The sequence below is a fragment of the Aeromonas sp. s7(2024) genome (assembly GCF_040907825.1).
Taxonomy (GTDB): Bacteria; Pseudomonadota; Gammaproteobacteria; order Enterobacterales; family Aeromonadaceae; genus Aeromonas; species Aeromonas veronii.
Window position 1 is genome coordinate 20,359 of record NZ_JBFOCM010000008.1, and the last position, 21,593, is coordinate 41,951.

Annotated in this window: 16 protein-coding genes; 12 read left to right on the forward strand and 4 right to left on the reverse strand. The window is 60.6% G+C overall.

Going from position 1 to position 21,593, the window contains the following annotated elements; genetic code table 11:
* Positions 1-46 precede the first annotated feature (46 nt).
* Positions 47-1,543 (forward strand): ribosome biogenesis GTPase Der, encoded by a 1,497-nt coding sequence (der, locus tag AB5Y73_RS02025; RefSeq protein WP_005333794.1) that lies wholly within the window; start codon positions 47-49, stop codon positions 1,541-1,543.
* A 123-nt stretch (positions 1,544-1,666) separates the two neighbouring features.
* Entirely contained in the window at positions 1,667-1,891 is a 225-nt protein-coding gene (locus AB5Y73_RS02030; protein ID WP_181497237.1) for a zinc ribbon domain-containing protein, read from the forward strand.
* A 373-nt stretch (positions 1,892-2,264) separates the two neighbouring features.
* Here the strand turns inward: AB5Y73_RS02030 and mltF are convergent, their stop codons facing one another.
* Positions 2,265-3,749: a membrane-bound lytic murein transglycosylase MltF gene (gene mltF / locus AB5Y73_RS02035; protein ID WP_236316793.1), complete on the reverse strand. Its 1,485-nt coding sequence runs from the start codon at positions 3,747-3,749 to the stop codon at positions 2,265-2,267.
* 149 nt (positions 3,750-3,898) lie between these two features.
* On the opposite strand from mltF, the gene purL reads away from it, so the two are divergent.
* Positions 3,899-7,822, forward strand: a complete 3,924-nt coding sequence (gene purL, locus AB5Y73_RS02040) for a phosphoribosylformylglycinamidine synthase (RefSeq protein WP_181497239.1) — start codon at positions 3,899-3,901, stop codon at positions 7,820-7,822.
* Positions 7,823-7,908: 86 nt separating this feature from the next.
* On the opposite strand, the gene AB5Y73_RS02045 is transcribed toward purL, so the two are convergent.
* The 3 genes from AB5Y73_RS02045 to AB5Y73_RS02055 all read right to left on the reverse strand — a co-directional run bounded on the left by AB5Y73_RS02045 (position 7,909) and on the right by AB5Y73_RS02055 (position 11,025).
* Positions 7,909-9,231: a Na+/H+ antiporter family protein gene (locus AB5Y73_RS02045; protein ID WP_005361308.1), complete on the reverse strand. Its 1,323-nt coding sequence runs from the start codon at positions 9,229-9,231 to the stop codon at positions 7,909-7,911.
* Between the two features lie 273 nt (positions 9,232-9,504).
* Positions 9,505-10,182 carry a ribonuclease T gene (rnt, locus tag AB5Y73_RS02050; protein WP_005333780.1) on the reverse strand — a complete coding sequence of 226 codons (678 nt, stop codon included), beginning with the start codon at positions 10,180-10,182 and terminating at the stop codon, positions 9,505-9,507.
* A gap of 99 nt (positions 10,183-10,281) precedes the next feature.
* The gene (locus AB5Y73_RS02055; RefSeq protein ID WP_181497240.1) at positions 10,282-11,025 is read right to left on the reverse strand and encodes a phosphatase PAP2 family protein; all 744 of its coding nucleotides are present in this window, start codon (positions 11,023-11,025) and stop codon (positions 10,282-10,284) included.
* Positions 11,026-11,273: 248 nt separating this feature from the next.
* On the opposite strand from AB5Y73_RS02055, the gene AB5Y73_RS02060 reads away from it, so the two are divergent.
* From AB5Y73_RS02060 to AB5Y73_RS02100, 9 genes are all read left to right on the forward strand, one after another.
* Positions 11,274-12,395 (forward strand): 4-phosphoerythronate dehydrogenase, encoded by a 1,122-nt coding sequence (locus AB5Y73_RS02060; protein WP_107684969.1) that lies wholly within the window; start codon positions 11,274-11,276, stop codon positions 12,393-12,395.
* A 194-nt stretch (positions 12,396-12,589) separates the two neighbouring features.
* Positions 12,590-13,606, forward strand: a complete 1,017-nt coding sequence (locus tag AB5Y73_RS02065) for an aspartate-semialdehyde dehydrogenase (protein WP_107684968.1) — start codon at positions 12,590-12,592, stop codon at positions 13,604-13,606.
* Positions 13,607-13,877: 271 nt separating this feature from the next.
* Positions 13,878-16,082, forward strand: a complete 2,205-nt coding sequence (locus AB5Y73_RS02070; RefSeq protein WP_107684967.1) for a FimV/HubP family polar landmark protein — start codon at positions 13,878-13,880, stop codon at positions 16,080-16,082.
* Between the two features lie 202 nt (positions 16,083-16,284).
* Positions 16,285-17,094: a tRNA pseudouridine(38-40) synthase TruA gene (truA, locus tag AB5Y73_RS02075; RefSeq protein ID WP_040066446.1), complete on the forward strand. Its 810-nt coding sequence runs from the start codon at positions 16,285-16,287 to the stop codon at positions 17,092-17,094.
* A 119-nt stretch (positions 17,095-17,213) separates the two neighbouring features.
* Positions 17,214-18,077, forward strand: a complete 864-nt coding sequence (gene accD / locus AB5Y73_RS02080) for an acetyl-CoA carboxylase, carboxyltransferase subunit beta (RefSeq protein ID WP_005333765.1) — start codon at positions 17,214-17,216, stop codon at positions 18,075-18,077.
* Between the two features lie 2 nt (positions 18,078-18,079).
* Positions 18,080-19,339, forward strand: a complete 1,260-nt coding sequence (gene folC, locus AB5Y73_RS02085) for a bifunctional tetrahydrofolate synthase/dihydrofolate synthase (protein WP_162895337.1) — start codon at positions 18,080-18,082, stop codon at positions 19,337-19,339.
* A gap of 74 nt (positions 19,340-19,413) precedes the next feature.
* Positions 19,414-20,214, forward strand: coding sequence for a cell division protein DedD (gene dedD / locus AB5Y73_RS02090; protein ID WP_107684965.1), 801 nt, complete (start codon positions 19,414-19,416; stop codon positions 20,212-20,214).
* Positions 20,215-20,383: 169 nt separating this feature from the next.
* A complete protein-coding gene (locus AB5Y73_RS02095; protein WP_005333757.1) occupies positions 20,384-20,701 on the forward strand; it encodes a heavy metal-binding domain-containing protein in 318 nt (105 codons plus the stop codon).
* A 252-nt stretch (positions 20,702-20,953) separates the two neighbouring features.
* Entirely contained in the window at positions 20,954-21,556 is a 603-nt protein-coding gene (locus AB5Y73_RS02100) for a hypothetical protein (RefSeq protein ID WP_064338209.1), read from the forward strand.
* The last annotated feature ends 37 nt before the right edge of the window (positions 21,557-21,593 follow it).

Genomic DNA, 21,593 nt, shown 5'->3' on the forward strand with positions numbered 1-21,593 from the left:
TGGTCTTCGGACCCGGAGCCTTTGTCGTCTTGAGAATGAGGCTTTTATGACTCCTGTAGTAGCCCTGGTGGGCCGCCCCAACGTGGGGAAATCCACCCTGTTTAACCGCTTGACCCGTACTCGGGATGCCCTGGTTGCCGATTTTCCCGGTCTGACCCGGGACCGTAAATACGGTCAGGCGAAGTTGGGCGAGCTGGAATTTATCGTGGTCGATACCGGCGGTATCGATGGCACCGAAGAGGGGATCGAGCTGAAGATGGCCGAGCAATCTCTGCTGGCCATCGAAGAAGCGGACGTCGTGCTGTTCATGGTGGATGCCCGTGCCGGTCTGACCGCGGCGGATCAAGCCATCGCCGAGCACTTGCGCAAGGCCCACAAAAAGGTTTTTCTGGTGGCCAACAAGACCGACGGTATCGACGGTGATTCCGCGGTCTCCGAGTTCTACGGTCTGGCGCTGGGCGAGGTCTACCAGATCGCGGCCGCCCACGGTCGTGGCGTGCTGAGCCTGCTGGAACTGGCCCTGGCTCCTCATCTGGAGACCCTGGTCGACTCTGCTACCGATGAAGATGCGCAGGATGAGGAAGAGGAGGACTTCGACGAAGAAGCCCTGCTGCGCATGGTGGCTGCCGGTGAACTCGATACCAAAGAGGACACCAAGGAGACCCCGTTCGCCGACCTGCCCATCAAGTTCGCCATCGTTGGTCGTCCCAACGTCGGCAAATCGACCCTGACCAACCGCATGCTGGGTGAAGATCGGGTCATTGTCTATGACATGCCCGGCACCACCCGTGACTCCGTTTACATTCCGATGGAGCGTGACGAGCAGAAGTATGTGGTTATCGACACCGCCGGTGTGCGTCGTCGTGGCAAGGTGCACGAGACGGTGGAGAAGTTCTCCGTTATCAAGACCCTGAAAGCCATCGAAGATGCCAACGTCTGCCTGCTGGTGATCGACGCCCAAGAGACCATCACCGATCAGGACTTGAGCATCCTTGGCTATGTGCTCCACGCCGGTCGCTCCGTGGTGCTGGTGGTGAACAAGTGGGATGGTCTGGATCAGAAGGTGAAAGAGGATGTGAAGAACGAGCTGGATCGTCGCTTGGGCTTCATCGACTTCGCTCGTGTCCACTTCATCTCCGCCCTGCACGGCAGCGGCGTCGGCCATCTGTTTGAATCCATTCAGGAGGCTTACCAGTCCGCCACCCGTCGTACCAGCACGGCCATGCTGACCCGCATCATGCAGATGGCGCAGGAAGATCACCAGCCGCCGATGGTCAACGGTCGCCGCGTCAAGCTCAAGTATGCTCACGCTGGTGGCTACAACCCGCCGCGCATCGTGATCCACGGCAACCAGCTGAACGACTTGCCGGACTCCTACAAGCGGTATTTGATCAACTACTTCCGCAAGTCCCTCAAGATTATGGGCTCGCCGATCCGGGTCGAGTTCCAGGAGTCGGTCAACCCGTTTGAAGGGAAGAAGAACACCATGACCCTGAGTCAGGAACGTCAGCGCAAACGCCTGCTGAAAATGAAGAAGAAATAAGTCCTTGCGGCTGCCCTCACCGGCAGCCGCTTTGTTATCCTCGCCATGTTAAGGTGAGGAATAAGGGGAGGGGGATCTGCCATGGAACAAGACCATGGCAGATCCACTTTCGAGGAGTTGATTATGGAAGCCCTGCTTTGTCCATCATGCCAGGCTGAACTGGATACCCGCAGCAAGGAGCAAACCTGTGGCCAGTGCCAGGCCCCTGTTTGCGTTACGGCCATCTGCCCCACCTGCCAGCAGGAGCTGGAGCGTCTCAAGGCGTGCGGCGCGGTGGATTACTTCTGCAACCACTGCAACTCGCTGATCTCCAAGCGGACTGTACAGTTCAAGGCGGCGCTGGTGTAAGACGATATTCAGGTGAGAAAGAAGATAAAAAAACCCGGCGAATGCCGGGTTTATGCTGTGTGCTCTGCAATAAGCAGGGTATAGGATCGATTTCTGCGCCACAGATTGCGCTTGATGTCATTAAGCTTGAGTTTGCGTCTGGGGCTCCAGCTGCACTTCGCTTTTCTGACCAGACTGATTTTTCTACGTTTTTGCATCTTGGTCTCCTCCCAACTCAGGTGGCCATCCAGGCCTTGGGTCATTGATGGAGCCCATCCGAAATTGCTGTTATTTAATCTCTCAACATAATGAAAACAATGCGATTTCGGATAGGCTCCGATGTGAATCGATGGTAACAGAGAAGTTTGCGTGAAAACAGCCGAATAATGGCTGGTTAGCGCATGGTGATCTGATTGACCACTTCGGCGATGGCGGTGGGGCGCTCGGCCAGCTCGGGCTCGCTGTCGTTGTCGAGACTCTCCCGCTGATGTGCCTTCTGTTGCTCGTTGTCGAGCCAGAGCAGACTCTGGTAATACTGGCGCACGTTGTTGACATAGTTGCGCGCCTCGCTGCCACGGGCATAGCCGTAACGTACCTTGCGGTGCCAGCGCGCCTGTTGCAGCAGCGGCAGCACCTCTTTCACGTCGCTCCAGGCGTCGGGATTCTTGCCGAGCTCTTTGGTCAGGCGGCGGGCATCCATCATGTGGCCGTAACCGATGTTGTAGGCGGTGAGGGCAAACCACACCTTCTCGTCATCGGGCACCGAATCCGGCACCTTCTCCATCATCTGTTGCAGATAGAGGGAGCCACCCTTGATGCTCTCTTCCGGATGAAGCCGGTCGTTGACTCCCATCGCCTTGGCGGTGGGCTCGGTCAGCATCATCATGCCGCGCACGCCGGTGTAGGAGCGGGCCTGCGGGTCCCAGTGGGACTCCTGATAGCTGATGGCGGCGAGCAGACGCCAGTCGATATTCTTGGCGTGAGTCTGGAACAGCGGCTGGTACTTGGGCAGCAGGCTCTTGGCGCGCTTGAGGAAGGTGCGGGTATCGACAAAGTCGAAGTTCTGCACATGGCCGAAGTACTTCTCGTCCAGCTTGGCGATGGCACCATCCATAAAGCGCTGACCGAAGAAGTCGATCACGCTGGCATAGAGGCTGTCATCGGGCAGCTTGCTCATGGCCCAGGCAACGGTCTGCTTCTGGGCCAGGGTCAGCCCCTCGGTGAGCTCCGGGTAGTAGCGCTGGGTACGTGCCAGCACGGTATCCTGCACCACCGTGTAGTCAATCTTGCCATCCACCACCTGCTTGAGCAGCTCCTCCACATCGGCGTTGTCGCTGGTGCTCCAGGCTAGTTTCGGATTGTCTTTGCTCATCTCTTTGAGCAGATCTTCCCCGGTGGATCCGGCGGCAACGACCAGCTTGCCCTTGATATCGTTTAACGAGGCCGGCTTGGGTTTGCCGTTGCGGTAGACCAATTTGGGAGAGACCTGGTAGAAGCCCGGGCCGAAGCGAAACAGCTCGCGCCGTTCGGGGGTTACCATGATGGCGGCAGCCGCCAGATCGAGTTTGCCCTTTTTCAGCAGGGTGACCAGCTGGTCAGTGGTGTCGACCGGGATGATGGTGAGTTTCACCCCCAACCAGTCGGCATAATTTTGCGCCAGCTCGTAATCGAACCCCTGGGCGAGGTCGTCACGCTGGTAATAGGAGGTGGGACCATAGATGGTGCCAACCCGGATCTCGCCACGCTGGCGGATCTGCTCCAGCTGGCTGGAGGGGGTATAGAAGTCGCAGCCAACCAGCGTCAGCGTCAACAACAGCCCGATAAACAGTCGAAAAATGCAGCGCAAGTAGGTGAGTACCTTTGTTGAAAAAATCGGCATTTGTCAAAAAAGAGGCACCTTTATACCAGAGAGTGTGCGCAGAGTCACACTGCACGAAGTGAGAAAAACGTTTGTCCGCTGTGAGCCAGATCCCTATAATACGCGCGTCTCAATTCCCCCCCACTTTAAAACTTGGTGAGAAAGGTCATATGGATATCTTGCGTGGTGCCCCAGCACTGTCTGATTTTCGTGTCCAAAAACTGCTGCAACGCTTCGCACAGATGAGAAACGAGAGTGGAGTAGAGAGCGGAGTAGAGATAGAGGATGTCTATGCCGAATACGTGCACTTTGCCGAGCTGACAAGCCCCCTCTCTCCCCCCGAGCGAGCGACCTTGGGCCAGCTCTTGCGCTACGGCCCGACCATCCCCGAACACACCCCCAGCGGTCAGCTGTTTCTTGTTACCCCCCGCCCCGGCACTATCTCCCCCTGGTCTTCCAAAGCAACCGACATCGCCCACAACTGCGGCCTGAAACAGGTCAAGCGGCTGGAGCGGGGTATTGCCTATTACCTGACCATCAAGGGGCAGGGTGAGCTGAGTGCCGCCCAGTGCAGCGCCATTGCCGCCGTGCTCCATGATCGAATGATGGAAGTGGTGTTTGCCGAGATGAGCGAAGCTGCCGCCCTGTTTGCTCACCACGAGCCGCGCCCCTTCACCCAAGTGGATGTGCTGGGCGGTGGTCGCGCAGCCCTGGCCGAAGCCAACGTGGCGCTGGGTCTGGCGCTGGCCGACGACGAAATCGACTATCTGGTGGAGAACTTCACCAAGTTGGGTCGCAACCCCAACGACATCGAGCTCTACATGTTCGCCCAGGCGAACTCCGAACACTGCCGTCACAAGATCTTCAATGCCGACTGGACCATCGATGGTGAGCAGCAGCCCAAGTCGCTGTTCAAGATGATCAAGAACACCTTCGAGCAGACGCCGGATCATGTCCTCTCTGCCTATAAAGACAACGCCGCCGTGATGGAAGGGAGCCAGGGTGGCCGCTTCTTCCCGAGCCCGGCCAACGGCGAATACCAGTATCACCAGGAACAGGTCGACATCCTGATGAAGGTGGAGACCCACAACCACCCGACCGCCATCTCCCCGTTCCCGGGCGCAGCCACCGGCTCCGGCGGCGAAATCCGCGACGAGGGAGCCACCGGTCGCGGTGCCAAGCCCAAGGCGGGTCTGGTCGGTTTCTCCGTCTCCAACCTGCGCATTCCCGGCTTCGAGCAGCCCTGGGAGCAGGATTTCGGCAAGCCGAGCCGTATCGTCAGTGCCTTCGACATCATGCAGGAGGGGCCGCTCGGCGGCGCCGCGTTTAACAACGAGTTCGGCCGTCCGGCCATTCTCGGCTACTTCCGTACCTTCGAAGAGGAGGTGCCGAGCCACAACGGCGTCGAGGTGCGTGGCTACCACAAGCCCATCATGCTGGCAGGCGGCATCGGCAACATCCGCACCGAACATGTCCAGAAAGGGGAGATCCCGGTCGGCGCGGCGCTGATCGTGCTGGGCGGCCCGGCGATGAACATCGGTCTGGGCGGTGGTGCCGCATCCTCCATGGCCTCCGGCCAGTCGGCCGAAGATCTCGACTTTGCCTCGGTGCAGCGTGATAACCCCGAGATGGAGCGCCGTTGCCAGGAGGTGATCGATCGCTGCTGGCAGCTGGGTGACGACAACCCTATCGTCTTTATCCACGATGTGGGGGCGGGTGGTCTCTCCAACGCCATGCCGGAGCTGGTCAACGACGGTGAGCGCGGTGGTCGTTTCGATTTGCGCGCCATCCAGAGCGACGAGCCGGGCATGAGCCCGCTGGAGATCTGGTGCAACGAATCCCAGGAGCGTTACGTGCTGGCGGTAGCGCAGGACAAGCTGCCGCTGTTCAAGGCGCTGTGCGAGCGTGAGCGCGCACCCTATGCCGTCATTGGCACCGCGACCGAAGAGAAGCATCTGACCCTCTCTGACAGCCACTTTGACAATCAGCCCATCGATCTGCCGCTGGATGTGTTGCTCGGCAAGGCGCCCAAGATGCACCGTGACGTGGTGACCCTGCCAGCACAGGGCAAAGCGCTCCAGCTCGATGGCATCACTTTGAGTGACGCGGCCGAGCGGGTACTGCGCCTGCCGACCGTGGCGGAGAAGTCCTTCCTTATCACCATCGGCGATCGTAGCGTAACGGGCCTCGTCAACCGCGACCAGATGGTTGGCCCCTGGCAGATCCCGGTGGCCGATTGCGCCGTCACCGCTGCCACCTACGACAGCTATCACGGCGAAGCCATGTCGATGGGCGAGCGTACCCCGGTGGCGCTGCTCTCCCACGCCGCCTCCGCTCGTATGGCGGTGGCGGAAGCGCTCACCAACCTGGCGCCGGCTCATATCGGGTCGCTGAAGCGGGTCAAGCTATCCGCCAACTGGATGGCCGCTGCCGGTCATCCGGGTGAAGATGCCGGGCTCTATGAGGCGGTCAAGGCGGTGGGTGAGGAGCTCTGCCCGGCCTTGGGTATCACCATTCCGGTGGGCAAGGACTCCATGTCCATGAAGACCCGCTGGCAGCAGGATGGCAAGGAGCACAGCGTCACCTCGCCGCTCTCCCTGCTCATCTCCGCCTTTGCCCGGGTCGAGGATGTGCGCAACACAGTCACGCCACAACTGCGTACCGATCTCGGTGAAACCGACCTTATCCTCATCGATCTTGGCAACGGCAAGCAGCGCCTCGGCGCCTCGGCGCTGGCGCAGGTCTATCGCCAGCTGGGTGACAAGGCGCCGGATCTCGACAATCCGGTCCAGCTCAAGGGCTTCTTCAACGCCATTCAGGCGCTGGTAGCCGATCGCAAACTGATCGCCTACCACGACCGCTCCGACGGCGGCCTGTTCGTCACCCTGACCGAAATGGCGTTTGCCGGCCACTGCGGCCTCGACATCCAGCTCGATCGCATCGGCGGCGAGCTGCTGCCGGCGCTGTTCAACGAAGAGCTGGGCGCCGTCATTCAGGTGCGTCGTGAAGATAAAGAGGCGGTGATGACCCTGCTGGCCGGTCACGGTCTGGCGGCCTGCTCCCATGTGCTCGGTACCGTGCGCGAAGGGGATCTCATCACCTTGCAGCGGGGCGGTCAGGAGGTCTATCGTGCCAGCCGTACCTCTCTTCGCACCATCTGGGGCGAGACCAGCTGGCAGATGCAGCGCCTGCGCGACAACCCGGCGTGCGCCGACAGTGAGCACGCGGCCCGTCAGGACGCCACCGATCCGGGTCTGCATGCCAAGCTGACTTACAACCCGTCCGAGGATGTGGCTGCTCCCTATATCGCCCGTGGGGTCTCCCCCCGTCTGGCGGTGCTGCGCGAGCAGGGAGTCAACTCCCATGTGGAGATGGCGGCGGCGTTCGATCGTGCCGGTTTCGCGGCGGTCGATGTCCATATGAGCGACATTCTCTCCGGTCGCATCAAGCTGGAGGAGTTCCAGACCCTGGTGGCCTGTGGCGGTTTCTCCTACGGTGACGTGCTGGGGGCCGGTGAAGGCTGGGCCAAGTCCATCCTGTTCAATGACAACGCCCGCGAGCAGTTCCAGCGCTTCTTCGAGCGTGGCGATACCCTCTCTCTGGGTGTCTGCAACGGTTGCCAGATGATGTCCAACTTGCGGGATCTCATCCCGGGTGCCGATCTGTGGCCGCGCTTTGTGCGCAACCGCTCCGAGCGCTTCGAAGCGCGCTTCAGCCTGGTGCAGGTGCAGGAGTCCCCGTCGGCCTTCTTCGCAGGCATGGCAGGCTCGGTGATGCCCATTGCCGTCTCCCATGGGGAAGGACGGGTGGAGGTGCGCGATGCCGCTCACCTGAGCGCGTTGCAGGCCAGCGGTCTGGTAGGGCTGCGCTTTGTCGATAACCGCGGCAGCGTGACCGAGCAGTACCCGGCCAACCCGAATGGCTCACCGAACGGTATCACCGCCGTGACCACCACCGATGGCCGCGCCACCATCATGATGCCGCACCCGGAGCGGGTGTTCCGTACCGTGGCCAACTCCTGGCACCCGGACAACTGGGGCGAGGATGGGGCTTGGATGCGGATGTTCCGCAACGCCCGGGTTCGTCTGGGTTAATAGAGAGAGCGCCAGCGCATAAAAACAGAAACCGGCCAATTGGCCGGTTTTTTATGAATAGTTCAGTTAGATGCTGACTTTACATATCAGAGCACCATGGCGGCAATCCAGCCGAAGATCACCAGTGGGATGTTGTAGTGAATGAAGGTGGGCACCACGCTGTCCCAGATATGGTCGTGCTGGCCGTCGGCGTTGAGGCCGGAGGTGGGGCCCAGCGTCGAGTCGGAGGCCGGTGAGCCCGCATCCCCCAGCGCGCCTGCGGTACCGACCAGTGCGATGATCGCCATCGGTGAGAAGCCAAGCTGCAGACAGAGCGGCACATAGATGGTGGCGATGATGGGCACGGTGGAGAAGGAAGAGCCGATCCCCATGGTGATGAGCAGACCCACCAGCAGCATCAGGAAGGCGGCGATGCCTTTGTGCTGACCGATGCCGGAGGCGACCACCTGTACCAGAGAGTCGACCCCGTGAGTCGCCTTCATCACGGCGGCAAAACCGGCAGCGGAGATCATGATGAAGCCGATCAGCGACATCATCCGCACCCCCTGGGTGAAGGCATCCTGGCTTTCGCGAAACTTGATGACGCCGCCGCAGGTGAAGATGACAAAACCGGCCAGTGCACCCAGTACGATGCTGTTGGTCATCAGTTGCAGCCCCAGCGCTACGCCAATGGCCAGCAGAGCCACCCAGATGTGGGTGAGGTTGAGCTCGACCGCTTCGGGCTCGGCATCCAGGATCTTGGCCAGATCGTACTGGCGCGGTTTGCGATAGCTGATGAATACCGCAATCAGCAGGCCCAGTACCATACCGGCGACCGGAATGGCCATCGCCAGCGGGATCTGGCTGGTGGTGATGGGCACGCCGTTATCAATCAGGTTCTTGGCCAGAATGTTGTTCAGGAAGATGCCGCCAAAGCCGACCGGTAGCACCATGTAGGTGGCGGTCAGACCAAAAGTGATGACACAGGCCACCTGACGACGGTCGATCTGCATCTGCGCCATCACATGCAGCAGCGGCGGGATCAGGATGGGAATAAAGGCGATGTGAACCGGGATCAGGTTCTGGGAGGAGATCGCTACGGCCAGTACGGAAGAGAGCAGCAGGGTTTTGACCCACATGATACGGGTCGAGCTGGCATCCTTGCCCAGCTGGTTGATCACCTTGCGGGCCAGCAGGTCGGTGATCCCGGAGCGGGAGATGGCAACCGCAAAGGCGCCCAGCATGGCGTAGGAGAGAGCAATCTCGGCGCCACCGCCCAGGCCACCGCTGAAGGTGGTGAGGGTATCGGTCAACGACAGCCCACCGACCAGGCCGCCAGCAATGGCCCCCAGCGCCAGCGAGACCACCACATTGATCCGCAGCAGACTGAGCACCAGCATCAGCCCGACTGCGATAACAACTGGATTCATTTGATTTCCTTATAGTTTGTTATTGCTGTCTGTCATGTGAAGGGGAGTTAGTTTGCGAAAAATGTGACAAATGTCGAGAAAAAAATCAGTCAAACCCCTCATATCGCAGCAGCATGTGGCACAAGGTTGCTCAACATGAGGGTTTGTGACCTGTTTGTCTCCGTGCATCCCGTGCGCAGCGGTGGATAGTGACGTTGATGGCGATTTCCGGTGCGCCGTGCAATCAATCATTTCCCCAAAAAGCGAAGGCTGCCAGTGGCAGCCTTCATCCGTTTATTCTTGCCCCTCATCATCGGCAGGAGCATCGGTTGTGTCATCATCCGGATGCGCTGGCGGCCACCCCCCCATGCTCTTCCAGCGGTTAACGATATGACAGAACAGCTCTGTGGTGCGTTCGGTGTCATAGAGGGCCGAGTGCGCCTCTTTATTGTCAAACGGGATGCGGGCGCTCTGGCACGCCTTGGCCAGCACGGTCTGACCCAGCGCCAATCCGGAGAGAGCTGCGGTGTCGAAGGTCGCAAACGGGTGGAACGGATTACGCTTGAGGCCAGCACGCTCGGCGGCAGCCATCACGAAGCCGTGATCGAAGGTGGCGTTGTGGGCCACTATGATGGCGCGGCCGCAATCCTGCTCCTTCATCCCCTTGCGGATCCCCTTGAAGATCTCGGTCAGTGCCTCTTTTTCCGAGACAGCGCCACGCAACGGGTTGTAGGGGTCGATGCCGGTGAACTCCAGCGCGGCCTTTTCCAAGTTGGCCCCTTCGAAGGGCTCGACATGAAAGTGGAATACCTGATCGGGAACGAGCCAGCCCTGCTCATCCATTTTCAGGGTGTAAGCCGCGATTTCGAGCAGGGCATCGGTCTTGGCGTTGAACCCGGCAGTTTCAACATCGATGACGACGGGGTAAAAACCACGGAAACGGCCCTTGAGGGTATGAACTGCGTCGGTCATGGGATCTCGGTCGGGATAAAATGAGGCGGCATTATGGCAAAAAAGCACAGGCTTGTCCTCCCATCCCACGCAGTCGGCTGCGGCAAGGTGGCGCTGGATTCAATATCTGTGCAGCCACCAGCGGGCGGCAATCAGCGCCGTGAGCGTGCCCAACAGGGCGCTGGCCAGCACATCCACCGGCCAGTGCATCCCCATTACCATGCGCGACAGACCAACCCCTAACGCCCACAACGGCAGCAGCCAGACGCCCGTGGGGGCGCGGGCCAGCCAGATAAGGCCAAAAAATTGGGCCAGGCTGATGGCGGCGATACTGTGGCCAGAGGGGAAGGCGTAGTTCACCTCGGCCTGCCAGTGGTGGCCGAGCCACTCTGGCAGGGCCAGCAACTGGCTGGCGGCGTGAACCTGTTCGCTGCGCACATCGACGCTACTGGCGTAGAAGTGCTTGATGGCCGGGATCAGCGACTGACTCTCAAGCCAGAGCAGATAGGGTCTGGGCTCTTCGGTCAGGTGCTTGATCAGGCTCTTGAGCACCCAGTCGCTGGAGAGCAGGGCTGCCAGCGCGCATCCCAGCGCAATGAAGGGAGCCAGCTCCAGTTTGAGTTTGTAGCGGGTCAGCAACAGCAAGAGGGCGCCACTGACCCCGATCCCGGGAAGATCGACCATGCGGGTGAGGGCGTATGACCACCATAACCAGCCTGATTGCAGGGAGCCGGTCAGAAAAGGCTGCCAGGGCAGGGTGGCGAGCAGTAACAGGGGCAGGATCAACAGGGTAGTGAAGCCAAGCACCTGGCTGCGGGTGAGTGAGGCGGTTGACGTTGGGAGCGACGAAGCGTGTGGCGGCATGGTGGGTATGGGTGATCGCGAAAAAAGAGGGGCATTGTGCCACCGTGACACGCCCGGACAAAGCCGAGCAGCACGTTTGTTACCTCTGCTTACACATTTGTGGCCACATTCTCTGTTTGAGTGGGCGGATGGAGCGGCTGCCGCGCAATGTGGTCCCCTTTCGCGCCGGATTGCATCACAGGCTGAAATCTCGGGCGGCTTTGCGCTAGAATGGCGCCCCCGTGGCGGTTGTGACCAAAGAGAGCCCGATGAAGATAGTCGTTGATGAGAATATGCCCCATGCCGTGGAGCTGTTTGCCGAATTTGGCGAGGTGATCCCCTTGCCCGGACGGCAGATGCAGGCCCGCGATCTGCTGGATGCCGATGTGCTGCTGGTGCGTTCGGTCACCCGCGTCAACGGCGATTTGCTGGCGACCAGCCCCAAACTCGGGTTTGTCGGCACCGCCACCATAGGCACCGACCATGTGGACAAGGCGTTGCTGGCAAGCCGCAATATTCCCTTCTTCAGCGCCCCCGGTTGCAACAAGTATTCGGTGGGGGATTATGTGCTCTCCGCCCTGCTGGTGCTGGCGGAGCGCTACGAACTCGACCTCTCGGCCATGACGTTGGCGGTGATTGGCGCGGGCAATACCGGCGAGTGCGTGGCTGGCAAGGCCCAAGCGCTCGGCATGCGGGTACTGCGCTGCGATCCACCCAAGGCGCGTAATACCCCCGATGCGGGCTTTGTCGATTATCAGACCGCTCTTGGTGCTGATATCGTCAGCTTCCATGTGCCCATTACCCGCGAAGGGCAGGATGCCACCTACCATCTGCTTGATGCCGAACAGATTGCCGCGCGTCCTGCCGGGCAGATCCTGATCAACGCATCCCGTGGCGAGGTGTGGGATAACCGGGCCCTGCTGGCGCGCCAGTTGGGCGATGCGCCTTTGCGACTGGTGATGGATGTGTGGGAGAACGAGCCCGAGCCACTGGCTGCGTTGGTGCCCCATACCGAGATTGCTACCCCCCATATCGCCGGTTACAGCCTGGAGGGGAAGGCTCGCGGTACCTGGATGCTCTACCAGGCGCTCTGCCAGCAGCTGGGACGCCAGCCTCGTCAGGATTTGAGTAAGCTCCTGCCAGCCCCCGATGTGCAGGCGGTGGTGCCGGGCCGTGCGCCGGATCAGGCGCTGATCAAGCAGCTGGTGCATCTGGTTTATGACGTGCGCCGCGATGATGCCCGTTTCCGTGCCCAACTCGGCTTGCCCGGCAGCTTTGACGAGCAGCGCAAACACTATCCCGAGCGCCGTGAACTATCCTCCCTGCAGGTTGAGGGAGTGTTTGCCGACCAGGCGCTGGGCGAGCTGGGATTTGCGCTGTCACGCCCCTGAATCGGGGGCTAAGAGTTGGAAGATAACCGGAAGGGGTGAGCCGTACTGCCTACCTCGCCCCCATTTTTTTACTGAGCTGGCGCAGATGCTACTGCGCCGGCTCAGCCATATCAGGCTGCGTCATCTCGCCGTGCGGGAGCCTGCCGACCATGGCGCCACCCGGCGCCATTGCAGCATTATCAGAGGAGAACAGAATGAGCCAGCAGTTTAACGTAGCGGTATTGGGTGCCAGCGGCGCCGTGGGTCAGGCGATGATCGAGATCCTGGAAGAGCGCGAATTTCCGGTAGCGACCCTCTATCCGCTGGCTTCCAGCCGCAGCGCCGGTGATACCGTGCGCTTTGGCGGCAAGAACCTCGAGATCCTCGATGTGGAGGAGTTTGACTGGAGCCAGGTACAGATCGCACTCTTCTCCGCCGGTGCCGAGGTCTCGGCCAAGTGGGCGCCAATTGCTGCCGAACACGGCTGCATCGTCATCGACAACACCTCCTGCTTCCGTTACGACGAAGATATCCCGCTGGTGATCCCGGAAGTGAACCCGGATGCGCTGGCCGATTTTCGTAATCGCAACATCATCGCCAACCCCAACTGCTCCACCATCCAGATGCTGGTGGCTTTGAAGCCGCTGCACGACGAAGTGGGCATTGCCCGCATCAACGTGGCCACCTATCAATCCGTGTCAGGCTCCGGTAAAGAGGGGGTCAGCGAGCTGGCGGGACAGACTGCTCATCTGCTCAATGGTCGCCCAGTGGAGCCGACCCTCTATCCGCAACAGATCGCCTTTAACCTGATCCCGCAGATCGACAGCTTCACTGACAACGGCTACACCCGTGAAGAGATGAAGATGGTATGGGAAACCCAGAAGATCCTGGGGGATGCCAGCATTGCCGTGAACCCCACCTGCGTGCGGGTGCCGGTCTTCTACGGCCACGCCGAGGCGGTACACGTTGAGCTGCACCAGCCGCTCGATGCCGAACAGGTCAAGGAGCTGCTCCGCAATGCGCCGGGTGTGACCCTGTTTGATGACGAAGGGGACTATCCGACCCCGGTGCGTGACGCAACCGGCAAGGATGAGGTGCTGGTGGGTCGGGTGCGCCAGGATATTTCTCATCCAAGTGGTATCAATATGTGGATCGTGGCCGATAACGTTCGTAAGGGCGCGGCAACCAACAGTGTACAGATTGCCGAGCTGCTGGTTCGCGACTATCTGTAAGGCCGGTCAGATGCCACAGATGCGCAGCAGGGAGTGCTGCGCATCCGGCCTGTGATCAAACCGGGGTGTGACCCATGCCGCACTCCGTCACTTCAAGATTCTGTTGCGATATCAACTGATTAAGTTTTTTCCTACACTCAGGGTCAAGTTGGGTGCTAAATGTGTCGGACTGCTGGCTTGCCAGGCGAGCCTGATTTATATTGAACCGACTGTTTTGGGGTAACTATCCAGATTTTTCAATGTGATAGGGCCGTCATACGAAGGAACGAATATGGGACATTCCCGCATAACATTGGCAACGCTACTCGCATTGGGTCTGCTGGGCACCGTCCAGGCTGAAGACTCGGCGCGGGAGCCTTTTTTTGTCGAGCTAAAAGGCCCTGACGAACCCGCACCTCCCGCCGTCAATTCCCAGCCGCTGGCGCAGCCGGTCGCCAGACCCGTCGCACAACCGGTGCGTGCAACCGCCCAGCCGGTGACGCCTCAGGTCACTGCCAATGCCGGTAGCTATGGCCCTGTTCGTCCGACCGATACCCTCTGGAGCCTGGCGAGCAAATATCGCCCCTCCAATCGGGTCAGCGTCTACCAGACCATGGTGGCGATTTACGAGAAAAACCCCCGCAGTTTTGCCGATGGCAATATCAACCACATTCTGGTGGGCTCCCGCATTCTGCTGCCGACCGCGGCCGAGGCGAGCGTCATCACTGATGCACAGGCCCGCGCCAAGTTCCGCAGCGACAACGCCAGCTGGAAGGGGTTAAGCCCCAAATATCTGGCTGACAAGCAGGCCCATACCGCCAAGCCGGCTGCCGCCAAACCCGCGAAGGTGGAAGCCGCCAAGACCGAGCCGGTGAAGGCTGCGCCTGCGCCGCTGCCAGTGGCGAAAGCCGCCCCCATTCCCGCCCCGGTGGTGGCACCGCAACCGGCTGCTGAAACCAAAGAAGTGGCCAAGGTGAGCGAGCCTTCGCCGAAAGAGGCGGTAGCACCTGCTCCGAGCGCAGCAGAAGGCACCACACCGGTGCCTCTGCCTTCCGATCTGGATAAACCAGTGGGCAAACCGGCCACCGAGATGGCGCTGGCACTGGAAGATGCCAATGCCCAGCTCGGCCAGGTGACCGAGATGAACCACAGGCTCAAGCTGCGTCTGCAATCCCTGACCGAAGAGGTGGAGACCCTCAAGGCCCAGCTGCAGGATCAGACCGCGCTGCAAAAAGAGATTGCCGAGCTCAAGGCTCAACCGGTCCCGCCGGTGGCAGCCGAGCCTGAGCCTGAGAAAAACTGGTTGATGGATCTGCTCTCCTCACCGCTCAACCTCGCCATGATCATTCTGCTGCCGGTGCTGCTGGTCTTGGCGCTGGTGACCCTGTGGCTGCGTGCCCGGGCCCGCCGCGAACTTGAAGAGCAGGAGAAGAGCCTCTCCGAATCCACCGCCATGATGATGGATCAGGAGCAGAGCGAGTTTGATGATCTGCTGAGCGTCGATGTGACCGACAACGAGCCGGTGCGACCGGTGCCGGATCTCAACACCCCGGATGGCTTTATGCCGATGGAGCCTGACGAGCCGGCCGCCAAGCCGGATGTCGATCTGGTGTTCAGCGACGACGGTGAGATGGAGCTGCAGGGCTTCGAGCCCGAGCGGATGGCGGCCCAGCCAGCCAGTCGTGACCCGGATCTTGTGCCGGATCTCGATCTCTCGCTGGATGAGCCCATCGCGCTTGCCAACGAGCCCGCCATGGATCTGGCCAGCGAGTTCAACCCCAAGCCCAAGGCCGCTGACGAGATCATGAGCGAAGAGGAGCTGCAGGCAGCCCTGTTTGCCGAGCTGGATGCGGATCTCTCAGCCGACCTCGAGCCCGATTTGAGCTCCATCGACGAAGTCGGCGCCGCTGACGACGATCTGGCCAGCTTCGATCTCGGCGATTTCGACAGTGCCCTCGACGAGCCTGCTGCTGGCAAAGATGATAACGCCATTGATCTCAGTGCCGCAGAGGACACCGACGAGAGTGCGGATGCCATGCTGGCCGAGCTCGGTCTTGAGCCTGTCAAAGCGAAGGAAGCCGAGCTGGATCTGGAGTGGGACCCCAACGAGCTGGCGCTCTCCGATTTCGAAGACGCGTTCGCCGAGGTGGAGTCTCATCCGGCAGATCTCCAGCCCCGTGAGCAGGCACAAGAGAGCGGCTACGTCGAGATCGACAAGCTGCTGGCCGAAGCGGATGCCACCGCGCCGGAGCAGGAGCCTTATCAGGGCTTCTCGCTGGATGTAGGGCTCGATGGCTTCCCCGAGGTGCTGCCGGAATCCACCGGGTTTGATGTGGATGCCGACGACGGCGGTGTGGGGGCCAAGCTGGATCTGGCCCGTGCCTACCTCGAGATTGACGACAAGGATAGCGCCCGCGAGCTGCTGCAAGAGGCGGCGGAGCAGGGCAGCGATCACCAGCGTGCCGAAGCCGAGAAGTTGCTCAAGCGGTTGAGCTAAAGCATTTCCCATCACGGGGTCAGCAAAACGGGGGCAGCCAGCAGGCTGCCCCTCATATTTTGGCGATTTGTTATGGGGTGAGCATGGCCGCGCAGGCTGACCATCCAGGCCAATTGCGGCGTGTGGTGGGACTTTTCAGGCTGAGCGCGTATAATCCGCCCCGTTTCTTTCACTGCGTTTTCACAACAAGACAAGTTTATCCATGCGAATTGCCCTAGGTATTGAATATGACGGCAGCCGGTATTTCGGCTGGCAGCGTCAGCGTGAAGTGATCAGCGTGCAGGCTGAACTGGAGACGGCGCTGAGCCGGATTGCCAACCACCCTGTCTCCATCCAGTGTGCCGGGCGCACCGATGCCGGTGTCCATGCGACCGGTCAGGTGATCCACTTCGATACCGAGGCGAACCGTGCCGAAGGGGCCTGGACCCTGGGGCTCAATTCCAACCTGCCGCCGGATATCGCCGTGCGCTGGGTCAAGCAGGTGGACGAGAGCTTCCACGCCCGCTTCAGCGCCACCGCCCGTCGCTACCGCTATGTCATCTACAACCACAACTACCGTCCGGCGATCCTCGGCAGTGGCGTCAGCCACTACCACGAGACCATCGATGCCGAGTTGATGCACCAGGCGGGCCAGAGCCTGCTTGGGGAGCACGACTTCAGCACCTTCCGTGCCGTCGCCTGCCAATCCAACACCCCGTGGCGCAATGTGACCCATCTGTGTGTCAGCCGCTCCGGCCCCTACATCGTGCTCGACATCAAGGCCAACGCCTTCCTGCACCATATGGTGCGCAACATCACCGGCTCCCTGCTGCTGGTGGGGCAGGGGCTCAAACCGGTGGAGTGGATTGCCGAGGTGCTGGCTGCCAAGGATCGCAATCTGGCCGGGCCGACCGCCAAGGCAGGTGGCCTCTATCTGGTCGACGTGGATTACCCGGCCGAGTTTGCTCTGCCGCAGTTGCCGCTAGGCCCGCTGTGGCTGCCAGACTCGGCACCGGGTACGACCAGTTTTTAGTAACTGCGCCCGAAAAATTGTGGTTTAATGACCCGTCATTTGTTGCCATCGAGCTATTAAGTCATTGAACAATCTAGGCTCGATGCGTTTTGTCAGGCACAAAAGCATTAAGGAATTCCATGAGCTGGCTTGAGAAGATTCTTCCCAAGAGCAAGATCACTGCGCCCCGTCGTCACAACATTCCGGAAGGGGTGTGGACCAAGTGCAGTGCTTGTGAACAGGTGCTCTACCGGGCAGAGTTGGAGCGCAACCTCGAAGTGTGCCCCAAGTGTGATCATCATATGCGCATCAGCGCCCGCGCCCGTCTCGAGAGTTTCCTCGATGAGCAGGGTCGTACCGAGATCGGTGCCGAGCTGGAGCCGCAGGATGTACTGAAATTCAAGGATTCCAAGCGCTACAAGGATCGTTTGTCTGCCGCTCAGAAAGAGACGGCGGAGAAAGATGCGCTGGTGGTGATGAAAGGGACCCTCAAAGGGGTACCGGTTGTCGCCTGTTCGTTCGAGTTCTCCTTCATGGGTGGCTCCATGGCCTCCGTGGTCGGTGCCCGCTTCGTGCGCGCCGTCGAGGAGTGCATCAAGGAAGGCCGTGGTCTGGTCTGCTTCTCCGCCTCTGGTGGTGCTCGCATGCAGGAAGCGCTGTTCTCCCTGATGCAGATGGCCAAGACCAGTGCGGCGCTGGACAGACTCACCAAGGCGGGCCTGCCCTATATCTCCGTGCTGACCGACCCAACCATGGGTGGCGTCTCTGCCAGTCTGGCGATGCTGGGCGACATCAACGTGGGCGAGCCCAAGGCGCTGATCGGCTTTGCCGGCCCGCGTGTTATCGAGCAGACCGTGCGCGAGAAACTGCCGGAAGGCTTCCAGCGCTCCGAGTTCCTGCTGGAAAAGGGTGCCATCGATATCATCATCGATCGCCGCGAAATGCGTAACCGTCTGGCCAGCCTGCTCGCCAAAATGCTGAATACTCACGTCATCGAAGAGTGAAGATGAGTTCAAACATGCAACAATCCCAAAGCCGGTCGCTTGTCGACTGGCTTTCTTATTTGGAGCAGCTCCATCCGGTCAATATCGACATGGGGCTGGATCGGGTCGGTGCTGTCGCCCGGCGCATGGGTCTCACCCAGCTGCCGTTCAAGGTGATCACGGTGGCGGGCACCAACGGCAAGGGCTCCAGCTGTGCCATGGCGGCCAGCATTCTGATGGCCGCAGGCTATAAGGTCGGCATCTACTCCTCGCCCCATCTGCTGCGCTTTACCGAGCGGGTGCGGGTCAACGGGCAAGAGCTGCCCGACATCGATCACTGCGCCGCCTTTGCCGAGGTGGAAGCGGCTCGCGGCGAGATTGCCCTTACCTTCTTCGAATTCGCCACCCTGGCCGGCTTGTGGCTCTTCTGCCGCGCCGCACCGGATGTGCTGCTGCTGGAAGTGGGGCTGGGCGGTCGGCTCGACGCCACCAACGTGGTGGAGTCCGATGTGGCGATGATCACCTCCATTGCCCTCGATCACTGCGACTGGCTGGGTGATACCCGCGAAGCTGTGGCGGTGGAGAAGGCTGGGGTCTATCGCGCTGGCAAGCCCGCCATCAGTGGCGAGCCCAATCCGCCTGCGACTATCGCGAGCGAAGCCCAGCGTCTTGGCGCCAACCTGCGTCAGGTCGGTATCGATTTTCGTGGCGATGAGCACGAGAGCGGTTGGGATTATCACGGCCTCAACCAGTGGCGGGATCTGCCAAAACCGGCGCTGCCGCTGATGAACGCGGTGACCGTGCTGGCGGCGCTGGAATCCCTCGGCTTGCCGCTGCCGGAGTCCGCCATTCGTGACGGGCTTGCCAATGCTCGGCTGGCTGGCCGGATGCAGCAGCTGCAAAGTGCGCCGCTGGTGATCGTCGATGTTGCCCATAACCCCCATTCGGCAGCCTATCTGGCAGCGCAATTGCGCAAGATGCCCTGCTCGGGTGTACGCCGCGCCGTGGTCGGCATGCTCAAAGACAAGGACATGGCGGGGTCCCTTGCCGAACTCGATGGTCTGATCGGCGAGTGGTATCTGGCCAGCCTCACCGGCCCGCGCGCCGCCACCGCTGCGCAACTGGCTGCGGCGTTGGGGGAGGGCAAGGGGCCTGCCAGAGAGTTTGATGATGTCAGCGCCGCTTATCAGGCAGCGTTGGCCGCATCGAGTCCGGACGATATGGTCATTGTGTTTGGTTCGTTTTACACTGTCGCCGACATTCTGGCGGGTGTCGCCGTCTAGGCCACACCCCGGCTCCCTGGCCCTCGGGCGGGGAGCCAAATCGCATATTGAGTTACGTAAAGGTAGGATTCAACTTGGCCTCGAAGTTTCAAAACCGTCTGGTGGGCACCGTCATCCTGGTGGCCCTGGTTGTTATTTTCCTGCCGGACTTGCTGGATGGTCACAAGCTGGCACAAAAGGAGGAGGCCTTTGCCAAGATCCCGCTGCGTCCCGAGCTGGAGCCTGCCAAGCCTGCGCTGCAGGTCTCGGCAGCCAGCAGCCTGCCAGCCGATCATCTGGCCAGCCAGCAACAGGCCTCTGCGGCCCAGCAGTGGCAAGTGGAAGAGGTGGCTGACCCCATGACCCTCGCCGGTCAGGGCAACGGTGCGCTGCCGGCGACAACCCCTGCCGCACCGGCACCGGTTCAGCCGCAACAGAATGCCCAACCCAAGCCACAGCCCAAGCCGGAAGTGGTGGCCAAAAAACCGGTCGAACCGCCAAAGCCAGCACCCAAGCCGACGCCAGCCAAACCGGTTGAAGTTGCCAAGGCACCCGCACCGACCAAGCCGCAGGCGGGTCAGATCAAGTCCCTCGACGATCTGATTGAAAGCAAGATGACCCAGCCGACCACTCCCGCGCCTGCTGCGGCACCGGCGCAGGGCAGCTGGATCCTTCAGCTTGGCGCCTTCAAGAACGTCGACAGCGTCAACGCGCTGGTGAGCAAGCTGCGGGCTGCGGGCTACTCTGCCCACACTTCGCCGCGCACACCGGTGCAGGGTCAGCTCAACCGGGTCTTTATCGGGCCGGATGTCTCCAAGGCCAAACTGCAGGGGATGCAGGGGCGGATCTCCCAGATGACCGGCCTCAGTGGCTCGGTGGTCTCTTACAATCCGTGACGGCTTGCCGTTGGCAATGGCCCTCTGAAACAAACACCGCGCCCCGTGCGCGGTGTTTTTTATCTGGCTGTCGTGATTTTTAAGGACGGCGTCGTACAGGTCACCCCCCGGTTGGGATTTTCGGGCAGTTGGGGTAGTCTGAGCCCTTCTGCTACTCAAGGAGTTCAAGATGATCCTCTCGACGACCCCCACGCTGGAAGGCAAAACCATTCGTGAATACCGCGGCATCGTGGTTGGCGAAGCCATTCTCGGCGCCAATATTTTCAAGGATCTCTTTGCCGGGATCCGCGACATCATCGGCGGCCGCTCCGGTGCCTATGAAAAAGAGCTGGCCCGTGCCCGCGAGATCGCCTTCGATGAGCTGAAAGAGCGCGCAGCGGCCCTTGGTGCCAACGCAGTGGTCGGCATCGATATCGACTACGAGGTGGTGGGGCAAAACGGCAGCATGCTGATGGTCAGCATCAGTGGCACCGCCGTGGTGGTCTGATCGGGCACCAGCCTCTGCATGGGCAATGAGCCGATAACCGGGTTATCGGCTTTTTTATTGCCTGTCTGATACGTGGCGGCTGGCAGGGTTATTACTCAACCCATTGATTTTAAATATTTATATTTATTAATAATTCCACTGACCGGTTTTATTTTTTTTAACTGGGTGGCCCGAGAGGGTCAAGCTAGAGTGCCGCCATCAGGAACGACACCGCTCACGGACGAGGTTCTCTTCTCTTGAAGGCGTATCAGTATGAATCAAAAACCTGCTCTGCTGACCCTTGTCATGTTGGCCATGACCGCCCATGCCGGCAGTGCCCTCGCGGCGCTGCCCAACTTCAGCGCCACTTGCCCCACCGATATCCGGGTCAAGTCGCAAGGGGGCAACGTCTTTATCAATGGCAAGAAGGCGACCCTGAAAACGCTGGCGCCCGCCGCCTATTCGGCCACGAGCGGCAAAGTGGTCATCGGGATCACCTTCGATCTGCCCGCCAGCGAACCCACCCTGGATTACGTCATCAAGCATGATCGCCGGGCTCATGGCTTTTGCACCGTGCACGCCTGGTCGGCGGGCAAGGCCGCCGCACTGCCGATGGCCAAGGGAGACTCGCCCTATCAGGGCAAGTGGATCGCCAAGAACCGCGAGACAGGCGCCACGGTGGCCAATATTCAGGTGGATGGCAAGGAGCAGGTGTGGGTCAACGGAGTCAAGGTGAAGGCGAAACGGGCCGATGGCGCGCTGCAGTTTCGTCAGGGCACCATCCTCTATACCTTGCAGGGGGATCCGCGTATTCGCGATGAGAGCGACTGGAATGACAGCGATGTTCAGAACACCGGCCCCATCCGGCTCGAGTAACAGACGCGCCGTGCCACGGCTTGGTCATTGATGCAAA

Excerpts from the sequence above, each read along its gene's own strand:
- AB5Y73_RS02060 (WP_107684969.1), top strand. The coding sequence starts at position 11,274 with ATGAAGATAGTCGTTGATGAGAATATGCCCCATGCCGTGGAGCTGTTT.
- der (WP_005333794.1), top strand. The coding sequence starts at position 47 with ATGACTCCTGTAGTAGCCCTGGTGGGCCGCCCCAACGTGGGGAAATCC.
- AB5Y73_RS02055 (WP_181497240.1), bottom strand. The coding sequence starts at position 11,025 with ATGCCGCCACACGCTTCGTCGCTCCCAACGTCAACCGCCTCACTCACC.
- accD (WP_005333765.1), top strand. The coding sequence starts at position 17,214 with ATGAGCTGGCTTGAGAAGATTCTTCCCAAGAGCAAGATCACTGCGCCC.
- AB5Y73_RS02045 (WP_005361308.1), bottom strand. The coding sequence starts at position 9,231 with ATGAATCCAGTTGTTATCGCAGTCGGGCTGATGCTGGTGCTCAGTCTG.
- AB5Y73_RS02100 (WP_064338209.1), top strand. The coding sequence starts at position 20,954 with ATGAATCAAAAACCTGCTCTGCTGACCCTTGTCATGTTGGCCATGACC.
- truA (WP_040066446.1), top strand. The coding sequence starts at position 16,285 with ATGCGAATTGCCCTAGGTATTGAATATGACGGCAGCCGGTATTTCGGC.
- mltF (WP_236316793.1), bottom strand. The coding sequence starts at position 3,749 with ATGCCGATTTTTTCAACAAAGGTACTCACCTACTTGCGCTGCATTTTT.
- AB5Y73_RS02070 (WP_107684967.1), top strand. The coding sequence starts at position 13,878 with ATGGGACATTCCCGCATAACATTGGCAACGCTACTCGCATTGGGTCTG.
- AB5Y73_RS02065 (WP_107684968.1), top strand. The coding sequence starts at position 12,590 with ATGAGCCAGCAGTTTAACGTAGCGGTATTGGGTGCCAGCGGCGCCGTG.
- folC (WP_162895337.1), top strand. The coding sequence starts at position 18,080 with ATGAGTTCAAACATGCAACAATCCCAAAGCCGGTCGCTTGTCGACTGG.
- AB5Y73_RS02030 (WP_181497237.1), top strand. The coding sequence starts at position 1,667 with ATGGAAGCCCTGCTTTGTCCATCATGCCAGGCTGAACTGGATACCCGC.
- rnt (WP_005333780.1), bottom strand. The coding sequence starts at position 10,182 with ATGACCGACGCAGTTCATACCCTCAAGGGCCGTTTCCGTGGTTTTTAC.
- AB5Y73_RS02095 (WP_005333757.1), top strand. The coding sequence starts at position 20,384 with ATGATCCTCTCGACGACCCCCACGCTGGAAGGCAAAACCATTCGTGAA.
- purL (WP_181497239.1), top strand. The coding sequence starts at position 3,899 with ATGGATATCTTGCGTGGTGCCCCAGCACTGTCTGATTTTCGTGTCCAA.